The 10,441-nt window shown below is 71.3% G+C and carries 9 protein-coding genes; 6 read left to right on the top strand and 3 right to left on the bottom strand.

Annotated features, from left to right (window positions below):
* Window positions 1-23: 23 nt before the first annotated feature.
* Entirely contained in the window at window positions 24-1,541 is a 1,518-nt protein-coding gene (locus tag ACF059_RS23840; protein WP_366865539.1) for an oligopeptide:H+ symporter, read from the bottom strand.
* 490 nt (window positions 1,542-2,031) lie between these two features.
* Between ACF059_RS23840 and ACF059_RS23835 the strand changes: the two genes are divergently transcribed.
* Window positions 2,032-2,709 carry a response regulator transcription factor gene (locus ACF059_RS23835; protein ID WP_360891605.1) on the top strand — a complete coding sequence of 226 codons (678 nt, stop codon included), beginning with the start codon at window positions 2,032-2,034 and terminating at the stop codon, window positions 2,707-2,709.
* A gap of 28 nt (window positions 2,710-2,737) precedes the next feature.
* Window positions 2,738-4,003, top strand: a complete 1,266-nt coding sequence (locus tag ACF059_RS23830; protein ID WP_392060435.1) for an ATP-binding protein — start codon at window positions 2,738-2,740, stop codon at window positions 4,001-4,003.
* Between the two features lie 13 nt (window positions 4,004-4,016).
* Here ACF059_RS23830 and ACF059_RS23825 read toward each other — a convergent pair whose 3' ends face one another.
* Window positions 4,017-4,604 carry a GtrA family protein gene (locus ACF059_RS23825; protein ID WP_392060431.1) on the bottom strand — a complete coding sequence of 196 codons (588 nt, stop codon included), beginning with the start codon at window positions 4,602-4,604 and terminating at the stop codon, window positions 4,017-4,019.
* A 208-nt stretch (window positions 4,605-4,812) separates the two neighbouring features.
* Between ACF059_RS23825 and ACF059_RS23820 the strand changes: the two genes are divergently transcribed.
* The 4 genes from ACF059_RS23820 to ACF059_RS23805 all read left to right on the top strand — a co-directional run bounded on the left by ACF059_RS23820 (window position 4,813) and on the right by ACF059_RS23805 (window position 8,866).
* Complete coding sequence (locus ACF059_RS23820; RefSeq protein WP_366865776.1) at window positions 4,813-5,931, top strand: 5-(carboxyamino)imidazole ribonucleotide synthase; 1,119 nt, start codon at window positions 4,813-4,815, stop codon at window positions 5,929-5,931.
* Window positions 5,928-6,464, top strand: coding sequence for a 5-(carboxyamino)imidazole ribonucleotide mutase (gene purE, locus ACF059_RS23815; RefSeq protein ID WP_360901229.1), 537 nt, complete (start codon window positions 5,928-5,930; stop codon window positions 6,462-6,464). Before ACF059_RS23820 ends, purE begins: the two co-directional genes overlap by 4 nt.
* A complete protein-coding gene (locus tag ACF059_RS23810) occupies window positions 6,461-7,651 on the top strand; it encodes a dipeptidase (RefSeq protein WP_392060429.1) in 1,191 nt (396 codons plus the stop codon). Before purE ends, ACF059_RS23810 begins: the two co-directional genes overlap by 4 nt.
* A 162-nt stretch (window positions 7,652-7,813) precedes the next feature.
* Window positions 7,814-8,866, top strand: a complete 1,053-nt coding sequence (locus tag ACF059_RS23805) for a membrane dipeptidase (protein ID WP_392060426.1) — start codon at window positions 7,814-7,816, stop codon at window positions 8,864-8,866.
* Window positions 8,867-8,950: 84 nt separating this feature from the next.
* On the opposite strand, the gene ACF059_RS23800 is transcribed toward ACF059_RS23805, so the two are convergent.
* Window positions 8,951-10,294 (bottom strand): UDP-glucose/GDP-mannose dehydrogenase family protein, encoded by a 1,344-nt coding sequence (locus ACF059_RS23800; protein ID WP_361950535.1) that lies wholly within the window; start codon window positions 10,292-10,294, stop codon window positions 8,951-8,953.
* Between the last annotated feature and the right edge of the window lie 147 nt (window positions 10,295-10,441).

Below are 10,441 nucleotides of genomic sequence, written 5' to 3'. Positions count from 1 at the left end.
CCGTCCCGCGTGAAGGGGGTGCGTCAGTGGACGTCGCCCATCATCGTCTGGACCTTCTTGCGGTACATGTAGATCGCGAAGCCCGCGAGCGCCGCCAGCGCGGCCTGCGCCGCGATGATCGTGGTGCCGTTCAGGTCGACACCGGCGATCGACAGGAGGCTGGTGGTGCAGTCACCCGCGGTGACCGCGAGGAACCAGACACCCATCATCTGGCTCGCGTACTTCTGCGGAGCCATCTTCGTGGTGACGGACAGACCCACCGGGGACAGGCACAGCTCGGCGATCGTCTGGATCATGTAGATCGAGACGAGCCACATCGGGCTGACCTTGCCGCCGTCGCCCGCCATGCCCATCGGCACGACGAAGACGAAGAACGAGCCGCCGACCAGGACCAGGGCCATCGCGAACTTCACGATGGTCGTCGGCTCCTGGTTCTTGCGCGCCAGCCAGATCCACAGCCAGGCGAAGACCGGGGCCAGGGACATCACGAAGAGCGGGTTCAGCGACTGGAACCAGGTCGACGGGAAGTCGAAGCCGAAGAGCGTGTTCGCGGACTTGGTCTCGGCGAACGCGGCCAGCGTGGAACCACCCTGGTCGTAGATCATCCAGAAGACGGCGGCGGCGACGAAGAACCAGATGTAGCCGGTCATCTTCGACTGCTCGGGCGCCGAGAGGTCCTTGTCGCGCTTGATGCGGGCCAGCACGCCGATCGGGATCAGCAGACCCGCGATCGTCAGCGGGATCATGGCCCAGTTCAGCGTGAACATGCCCGCGAAGGCCACGACCGCGTAGAAGACGGCGATGATGCCGACGGCCGCCGCCAGCCGGACGATGACCGCGTTGCGCTCCTGGACGGAGAGCGGGTTCGGGACCAGGCTGCTCGTGGCGCTCAGGTGCTTGGTGCCCATGAGGAACTGGCCCAGACCCAGCGCCATGCCCAGACCGGCCATGGCGAAGCCCAGGTGCCAGTTGACGGTCTGGCCGACCGTGCCGATGGCGAGCGGGGCCACGAAGGCGCCGAGGTTGATGCCCACGTAGAAGAGCGTGAAGCCACTGTCACGGCGGGGGTCCTGCGGACCGTCGTAGAGGTGGCCGACCATCGTGGAGATGTTGGCCTTCAGGAGGCCGGAACCGACCGCCACCAGCGCGAGGCCGACGAAGAACATCGCCTGGCCCGGAACGGCGAGCGCGAAGTGGCCCGCCATGATCACGCCGCCCGCGATGGTGACCGTCTTGCGGGCACCCCAGACGCGGTCGCCGAACCAGCCGCCGGGCAGGGCCATGAGGTACACCATGGCCACGTAGACGGAGTAGATCGCCGTCGCGACGGCGGTCCGCATGGCGAGGCCGCCGGCCTGGCTGCCCGCCTCGGCGTCGGGGCCGCCGGACAGGATGTAGACGACGAGAAGTGCGCGCATGCCGTAGTAGGAGAAGCGCTCCCACATCTCGGTCATGAACAGAGTGGCCAGGCCACGGGGGTGTCCGAAGAAGGTCTTCTCGGCGGAGGAATCCGCCGGGTCCTTCGTCAGGCTGGAAGCCATGGTCGATCCTTGCTTGCTCGGGACGCTACGCCTTGTGAGCTCATTCGCGCCCGGTGGGGGGTGGCCGGCACCGGCGACGGACCTCCCACCCCACGCCCAGGGGTCTCGCCCCCGTGGGGTGGGAGCGAAGGAACATCCGTACCCGGGATCCACGCCGCTCGCGCGGGATGCGCGAGGGGCCCGGCCCATAGGTCATTCACTGTCATCAAGCCCGGACAGGTCAGTCCGACGGGACTGCGTGGCCGGTCAGGACAGAAAGGGAGACCCTTGGCTCGCTTTTCGGCACAAAGGTCCCCGAGGTAGTGCATCAGGCGTCTCGCCACCATACGACACGACACAGTGGCATTTGAACGTACTTGAGAGATGGATCACAGGCGAGCAGGGAACCGTTCGACCATATTCGAAGGCGCTTAGTAGTTCATAAGCCCAGATCGAGAGGGTCTTGACGGCAGGCCTATCGATCCGGTCACCGCGGACTACCATCACCCACATGACGCGTGTACTGCTCGCCGAGGACGACGCATCCATCTCGGAACCCCTGGCCCGCGCACTGCGCCGGGAGGGGTACGAGGTCGAGGTACGGGAGGACGGCCCCACCGCGCTGGACGCGGGACTGCAGGGCGGCGTCGACCTCGTCGTCCTGGACCTGGGCCTGCCGGGCATGGACGGGCTGGAGGTCGCCCGGCGGCTGCGCGCGGAGGGCCACGGCTTCCCGATCCTGGTCCTCACCGCACGCGCGGACGAGGTCGACACGGTCGTCGGCCTGGACGCCGGCGCCGACGACTACGTGACCAAGCCCTTCCGGCTGGCCGAGCTGCTCGCCCGGGTCCGGGCCCTGCTCCGGCGCGGCGCCGCCGACAACGCCCAGGCCCCCGCCACCCACGGCGTGCGGATCGACGTCGAATCGCACCGCGCCTGGATGGGGGAGGAGGAGCTCCAGCTCACGGCCAAGGAGTTCGACCTCCTGCGGGTCCTGGTGCGCGACGCGGGCCGGGTCGTCACCCGCGACCAGCTCATGCGCGAGGTCTGGGACACCACCTGGTGGTCCTCCACCAAGACCCTCGACATGCACATCTCCTGGCTGCGCAAGAAGCTCGGCGACGACGCCGCCAACCCCCGCTACATCGCCACCGTCCGGGGCGTCGGCTTCCGCTTCGAGAAGAGCTGAGCCCCCTCCCTAAGGCATCCTCAGAGCCATGCGCCGCCGCCTGATCAACTCCACGCTCGCCGTGGTGCTCGTCGTGATCGCCGTCTTCGGGGTCTCCCTCGTCATCGTGGAGACCCGGACGATCACCAGCAGCGCCCAGGACCGGATCGAGTCCGAGGCGCTGCGGCTGGTGGGCATCGTCGAGGCGAACGTGCTGGAGAAGAAGCCCGTCGACCCCGTCCGCCTCGCCGAACAGCTGGACGCCGGCCACTACGCGCGGATCACGATCCCCGGCCAGCCGGCCGTCGAGGTGGGCGCCGCGATCCCCGACAGCGTCATCCGGGGCACCGCCCGCGGCGAACAGGGCGAGGTCGTGACCGTCGAGGAATCCCGCTCGACCGTCACCAAGGAGGTCGGCCGGACCCTGGCCGTGGTCGGCGCGGTGGCGCTGCTGGCCGTCGTGGCGGCCGTACTGCTCGCCGTACGCCAGGCGAACCGGCTGGCCTCGCCCCTCACCGACCTGGCCGAGACGGCCGAGCGGCTCGGATCGGGCGACCCGCGCCCCCGGCACCGGCGCTACGGGGTCCCCGAGCTCGACCGCGTCGCGGACGTACTGGACTCCAGCGCCGAGCGGATCGGCCGGATGCTCACGGCCGAGCGGCGCCTGGCCGCCGACGCCTCCCACCAGCTGCGCACCCCGCTGACGGCGCTGTCCATGCGCCTGGAGGAGATCACGGTCACCGACGACCTGGACACCGTGCGGGAGGAGGCCACGATCGCGCTCACCCAGGTGGAGCGGCTCACTGACGTGGTGCAGCGGCTGCTCACGAACTCGCGGGACCCCCGGACGGGCTCGGCGGTCCCCTTCGACCTGGACGAGGTCGTCAAACAGCAGGTGGAGGAGTGGCGGCCGGCCTACCGCAGCGCCGGCCGGGCCATCGTGCGCTCCGGCAAGCAGGGCGTACGGGCGGTGGGCACCCCGGGAGCGGTCTCCCAGGTCCTGGCCACCCTCGTGGAGAACGCCCTGATGCACGGGGGCGGCACGGTCGCGATCCGCACCCGGGTGATCGGCAACCAGGCGGTGCTGGAGGTGACGGACGAGGGCCCCGGGGTCCCGCCGGACCTCGGCAACCGGATCTTCGAGCGGGCCATCAGCGGCCGCAACTCCACCGGGATCGGACTCGCGGTCGCCCGGGACCTCGCGGAGGCGGACGGCGGGCGCCTGGAGCTGCTCCAGACGAAGCCCCCGGTGTTCGCGCTGTTCCTCAGCCGGACGGCGCCGCAACGCTCGGAGCCGCAGACCACCGTGCGCTAGGCCCGCGGACCCGCTAGTTGCCGGCGGGCGCAGGCTCCGGCTCGGGCACCGGCTCGGGCGTGCGCTCCGGCTTGGGCAGCGGCGCCGGCTCGGGCATCGGCTCGGCGGGCGACGAGGCCACGGCGGCCGAACCGGCCACGGCGACCGGTACGGGCACCGGCACGGGCAGGGCCTTGAAGACCCAGGTCCGGTACGACCAGAAGCGGAAGACGGTGGCGACGCCGATGCCGATGAACTTGAAGACGTTGCTCGCGACCGGGCCGTCCCAGCCGAAGCCGTAGGTGGCCGTGTAGAGCACGCCGTTCTCGATGACCAGCCCCACCACGCTGAAGGCCACGAACAGGCTCAGCTCGCGGGTGCGGCCGCTCTGCGCGCGGTCCCGGTAGGCGAAGTAGCGGAAGCCCAGGTAGTTGGTGGCGATGGCCACGACGGTGGCTATCACGCTCGCGCGGACCACCTGGAGCTCGGTCGTGTTGCGGATCAGGTTGAAGACACCCAGGTTGACCAGCACACCCAGACCGCCGACCGCCCCGAACTTGGCGACCTCCCGCACGAGGCCGCGTACGCGTTCGAGGACAGATCCGTTCCCCGGCGTGCTCATCAGTAGGCCAGTCCTGTCGGTCACCGCCCCTGCACGGGGCGTCCGGTCTCTCGGTCAACCCACCCATGTTAAGTGTCCCCCCTGTGAGCCGTCTGTGCCTTCGGACACCGTGCGACGCACGGCACACCGGCAGATCCGGGCCAGGGTCACGTCCGGATGGCGCAATACCGGCGGATACCCTGGAGGAGTGACGTTCCCGGTAGTCGGCATGGTCGGCGGCGGTCAGCTCGCCCGCATGACCCACGAGGCGGGTATCCCCCTCGGCATCAGATTCAAGCTCCTCAGTGACACCCCGCAGGACTCGGCGGCCCAGGTGGTGAGCGACGTCGTCATCGGCGACTATCGCGACCTGGAGACGCTGCGTGCCTTCGCGCGCGGCTGCGACGTGATCACTTTCGACCACGAGCATGTACCCACGGAGCACCTGCGGGCCCTGGAAGCGGACGGCATCCCCGTCCGCCCGGGGCCCGACGCCTTGGTACATGCCCAGGACAAGGGGGTGATGCGCGCCAAGCTCGACGAGATCGGCGCACCCAGCCCCCGCCACCGGATCGTGAGCGATCCGGCCGACGTATCCGCCTTCGCGGACGAGGTGGGCGGGTTCCCCGTCATCCTCAAGACCGTGCGCGGCGGCTACGACGGCAAGGGCGTGTGGTTCGTCCGCAGCCCGCAGGACGCGGAGGCCCCCTTCAAGGCGGGCGTCCCGGTCCTCGCGGAGGAGAAGGTCGATTTCGTCCGCGAGCTCGCGGCCAACATCGTCCGCTCCCCGCACGGCCAGGCCGTGGCCTATCCCGTCGTGGAGTCCGTCCAGGTGGACGGGGTCTGCGACACGGTCATCGCCCCCGCCCCCCACCTCTCCGAGGCCCTCGCGGGCGAGGCCCAGGCCCTGGCCCTGCGCATCGCCGGGGAGCTGGGCGTGACCGGCCACCTGGCGGTGGAGCTGTTCGAGACCGCCGACGGCCGGATCCTGGTCAACGAGCTGGCCATGCGCCCGCACAACAGCGGCCACTGGACCCAGGACGGGGCCGTGACCTCGCAGTTCGCCAACCACGTACGGGCGGTCCTGGACCTCCCGCTGGGCGACCCGCGCCCCCGCGCCAAGTGGACGGTCATGGCGAACGTACTGGGCGGGGACTACCCCGACATGTACGCGGCGTACCTGCACTGCATGGCCCACGACCCGCAGCTCAAGATCCACATGTACGGCAAGGACGTGAAACCCGGCCGCAAGGTCGGCCACGTCAACACCTACGGCGACGATCTGGACGATGTGCTGGAGCGCGCACGTCACGCAGCCGGCTACCTCAGAGGAACGATCACCGAATGAGCACCGCTACCGCAGCCCCCCTCGTCGGCATCGTCATGGGCTCGGACTCGGACTGGCCCGTCATGGAGGCCGCCGCCCAGGCCCTCGACGAGTTCGAGATCCCCTACGAGGTCGACGTCGTCTCCGCCCACCGGATGCCGCGCGAGATGGTGGCGTACGGGGAGCAGGCCGCCGAGCGCGGGCTGAAGGCGATCATCGCCGGCGCCGGCGGGGCCGCCCACCTGCCCGGCATGCTCGCCTCGGTGACCCCGCTGCCCGTCATCGGCGTCCCGGTGCCGCTGAAGTACCTCGACGGCATGGACTCCCTGCTGTCGATCGTCCAGATGCCCGCCGGGGTTCCCGTCGCCACGGTCTCCGTCGCCGGGGCGCGCAACGCCGGCCTGCTCGCCGTACGGATGCTGGCCGCGCACGACAAGGAGCTGCTGGCCCGGATGCGCGACTTCCAGCAGGAGCTCAACGACCAGGCCACCGAGAAGGGCAAGCGGCTGCGGACGAAGGTCGCGAACGCGGAGTCCTTCGGATTCGGCAAGTGAGCGCCGCGCAGCGCCTGGACGAGGCGCGCGCCCTGCTGGCCGAGCACCCCGTCGTGGACGGCCACAACGACCTGCCCTGGGCGCTGCGCGAGCAGGTGCGCTACGACCTGGCGCGCCGGGACATCGGCGGCGACCAGTCCGCCCACCTGCACACCGACATCCCCCGGCTGCGCGCCGGCGGGGTCGGCGCGCAGTTCTGGTCCGTCTATGTCCGCTCCGACTACGCCGGTGACGAGGCGGTCAGCGCCACCCTGGAGCAGATCGACGTCGTCGCGCAGCTGATCGACCGCTACCCCCGCGACCTCGTCCGGGCGCTGACGGCGGACGACATGGAGGCGGCCCGCGCCGAGGGCCGGATCGCCTCGCTGATGGGCGCCGAGGGCGGCCACTCCATCAACAACTCGCTCGCCACGCTGCGCGCCCTGCACCAGCTGGGCGTGCGGTACATGACGCTCACGCACAACGACACGATCGACTGGGCGGACTCGGCGACCGACGAGCCCCGGCACGGCGGCCTGAGCGACTTCGGGCGCGAGGTCGTCCGCGAGATGAACCGCGTCGGCATGCTGGTGGACCTCTCGCACGTGGCGGCGACGACGATGCGCGACGCGCTCGCCGTCTCGGACGCGCCGGTGGTCTTCTCGCACTCCTCGGCGCGGGCGGTGTGCGACCACCCGCGCAACATCCCCGACGACGTGCTGGCGATGCTGCCGGCCAACGGCGGCGTCGCGATGGCCACCTTCGTCCCCAAGTTCATCCTCCCGGCCGCCGTCGAGTGGACCCTGGCCGCGGACGAGAACCTGCGGGCGCACGGCTTCCACCACCTGGACACCACGCCCGAGGCGATGGCCCTGCACCGGGCCTTCGAGGCGCGGCGTCCGCGCCCGGTGGCGACGGCCGCCACGGTGGCCGACCACCTGGACCACATGCGCGAGGTGGCCGGGATCGACCACATCGGCATCGGCGGGGACTACGACGGCACGGCCTTCACCCCGTCCGGCCTGGACGACGTGGCCGGCTACCCGAACCTCGTCGCCGAGCTGCTGGCCCGCAGCTGGTCCAGGGCCGACCTGGCGAAGCTGACCTGGTCCAACGCGGTACGGGTGCTGCGCGACGCGGAAGCGGTGGCCTGCGAGCTGTCGGCGACCCGGGGGCCGTCGAACGCGGTGATCGCGCTCCAGCCGTAGTTCGGACAGGATCCGGCCGGTGCGGGCGGGCCCCGCAGGTCCCACGAGATCTGCGGGGCCTGCGGGTTCACCCGAATGCCACATCCGCCGGGCGGCTCCCGAGTCCCCCGTGTCACGGTGGCTGCATCTCTCCCTGCTGCCGCCGAGACCGGAGCCAAAGCCATGGCCGACCTGCAGGATGAACCCCAGTCCGTGGGCATCGGAGCCGAGGACCTCCCCGCAGCCGCACACGCGGCGGCCGGCGCCCTCGACCGGGCCGCCGCACTGCTGTCCGTCCACCCCGTCGTGGACGGGTGCAACACCCTCGTCTGGACCTTGCGCCAGAGTCCGTACCACGACATCGACACCCCCGACACCGGTGTCGACACCGACATCCCGCGGCTGCGCGCCGGGGGAGTGGGGGCCCAGTTCTGGTCCCTGCTCGTCCCGTCGAGCGACGACCAGGTGGTCTCCGACACCCTGGAACAGATCGACGTGGCCCGGGCCCTGATCCGCCGCTATCGCGACACCCTGTCCCTGGCGCTGAGCGCCGACGACATGGCCGACGCCCGCAACCGGGGCCGGATCGCCTCGTTCCTCGGCCCCGTGCCCGGCCGCACGCTGACGGACTCCCTGAGCCCGTTGCGCGCCTTCCACACGCTGGGCGTACGGATCCTCGCGCCCGCGGGAGCGTCCTGGGCGCGGGAGGAGCTGACGCCCTTCGGCCACGAGGTGGTCCGCGAGGCGAACCGGCTGGCGGTGCTGCTGGACCTCACCGGCTGCACGCCCGAGGTCGCCTGCCAGCTCGCGGGGGCCTCCAAGGCCCCGGTGGTCATCTCGAACACGGCCGCGGCCGCGCTCACCCCGCACCCCGGCAACGTCCCCGACGAGGTCCTGCTCGCCCTGCGCGAGGCCCACGGCCTGGTGATGGTCGCGTTCGACATCGCGCGCACCGGGGACTCCCTGCACGCGGTCGCGGACCACCTCGACCACGTACGGGCCGTCGCGGGCCCGCACAGCGTCGGCCTCGGCGCCGCCTTCGGCATCGAGCCCCGCGCGCCGCGCCCCACCGGCCTGACCGACCCGTCGGGCTACCCCCGGCTGATCGCCGAGCTGCTGGAACGCGGCTGGTCGGAGGCCGACCTGGCCCTGCTGACCTGGGGCAACGCCCAGCGGGTCCTGCGCGACGCGGAATTCACCGCCCGCGCCGCCCACCACAAGCAGCCGGCCCCGTAACGCCTCCCGCACCGCCACGCGCACACCGCCGCCCCGTCCCGCCTCCCGCGGGACGGGGCGCGGCCCGTGCGTCGCAAGCGTGCGTCAGAAGCGCGGGCGGCCCATCGCGCGGTAGGCCCAGCCCGCCGCGCGCCAGCGGTCGGCGTCCAGCGCGTTGCGGCCGTCCAGGACGAGGCGGTCCGTGACCACCGCGGCCAGCTCCGCCGGGTCGAGCTCGCGGAACTCGCGCCACTCGGTGAGGTGGAGGACGACGTCCGCGCCCCGGGCCGCCGCCAGCGCGGAGTCCGCGTAACCCAGGGTCGGGAAGACGCGCCGGGCGTTGTCCATGCCCTTGGGGTCGTAGACGGTGACCTGTCCGCCCTGGAGGTGGATCTGCCCGGCCACGTTCAGCGCGGGCGAGTCCCGTACGTCGTCGGAGTCCGGCTTGAAGGTGGCGCCGAGCACGGCGACCCGCTTGCCGAGGAAGGAGCCGCCGACGGCGTCGCGGGCGAGCTCGACCATGTGTCCGCGCCGCCGCATGTTGATGGAGTCGACCTCGCGCAGGAAGGTCAGCGCCTGGTCGGCCCCCAGCTCACCGGCGCGCGCCATGAAGGCCCGGATGTCCTTGGGCAGGCAGCCGCCGCCGAAGCCGATCCCGGCCCGCAGGAACTTCGCGCCGATGCGCTCGTCGTAGCCGATGGCCTCGGCCAGCTTGACCACGTCACCGCCGGCGGCCTCGCACACCTCCGCCATCGCGTTGATGAAGGAGATCTTCGTCGCGAGGAAGGAGTTGGCGGCGGTCTTGACCAGCTCCGCCGTCGGGAAGTCCGTGACGACCAGCGGGGTCCCCTCCGACATCGGCGTCTCGTACACCTCCCGCAGCAGCTTCTCGCCGCGCTCGCCCTGCACGCCGATCACGATCCGGTCGGGGTGCAGGGTGTCCTGCACGGCGAAGCCCTCCCGCAGGAACTCCGGGTTCCAGGCCAGCTCCACGTCCGCGCCCGCCGGGGACAGCTCCGCCAGCTTCGCCGCGAGCCGCTCCGCCGAGCCCACCGGCACCGTCGACTTGCCCACGACCAGGACCGGCCGGGTCAGGTAGGGGGCCAGCGAGGCCAGCGCCGCGTCCACGTAGGACATGTCGCACGCGTACTCGCCGTGCTTCTGCGGAGTGTTCACGCACACGAAGTGGACGTCGCCGAACGCGCCGACCTCCTCCCAGGAGGTCGTGAACCGCAGCCGCCCCGTCGACCCGGGCAGCCCGGCCACGTGCTGGGCCAGCAGCTCCTCCAGCCCGGGCTCGTACATCGGCACCCGGCCCGCCGCCAGCATCTCGATCTTCTCCGGGACCACGTCCAGCCCCAGCACCTCGAACCCCAGCTCCGCCATCGCCGCGGCGTGGGTCGCGCCGAGGTATCCGGTGCCGATCACAGTGATCCTGAGGGGGGCCATGGGTGCTCCAGAGGTGCGGGGCCGTTTGCGGCCACTGAGCATAGTCGGGCCCACCGGCGGGGACGTTCCACAGGACACAGGACACAGGACACGACAGGACCACGGCTCTCGCCCCATCTGTCACGCAACTCACGTGGGCCGTCCATA

Origin of the sequence: Streptomyces sp. NPDC016562 (assembly GCF_043076955.1) — a bacterium.
Taxonomy (GTDB): domain Bacteria; phylum Actinomycetota; class Actinomycetes; order Streptomycetales; family Streptomycetaceae; genus Streptomyces.
Note: the sequence above shows the minus strand (reverse complement) of the source record. Positions and strands in the feature narration are given on the sequence as shown.

Bases quoted from the DNA above. Each gene is read 5' to 3' on its own strand.
- ACF059_RS23830 (WP_392060435.1), top strand. From the start codon at position 2,738: ATGCGCCGCCGCCTGATCAACTCCACGCTCGCCGTGGTGCTCGTCGTG.
- ACF059_RS23835 (WP_360891605.1), top strand. From the start codon at position 2,032: ATGACGCGTGTACTGCTCGCCGAGGACGACGCATCCATCTCGGAACCC.
- ACF059_RS23825 (WP_392060431.1), bottom strand. From the start codon at position 4,604: ATGAGCACGCCGGGGAACGGATCTGTCCTCGAACGCGTACGCGGCCTC.
- purE (WP_360901229.1), top strand. From the start codon at position 5,928: ATGAGCACCGCTACCGCAGCCCCCCTCGTCGGCATCGTCATGGGCTCG.
- ACF059_RS23840 (WP_366865539.1), bottom strand. From the start codon at position 1,541: ATGGCTTCCAGCCTGACGAAGGACCCGGCGGATTCCTCCGCCGAGAAG.
- ACF059_RS23820 (WP_366865776.1), top strand. From the start codon at position 4,813: ATGGTCGGCGGCGGTCAGCTCGCCCGCATGACCCACGAGGCGGGTATC.
- ACF059_RS23805 (WP_392060426.1), top strand. From the start codon at position 7,814: ATGGCCGACCTGCAGGATGAACCCCAGTCCGTGGGCATCGGAGCCGAG.
- ACF059_RS23800 (WP_361950535.1), bottom strand. From the start codon at position 10,294: ATGGCCCCCCTCAGGATCACTGTGATCGGCACCGGATACCTCGGCGCG.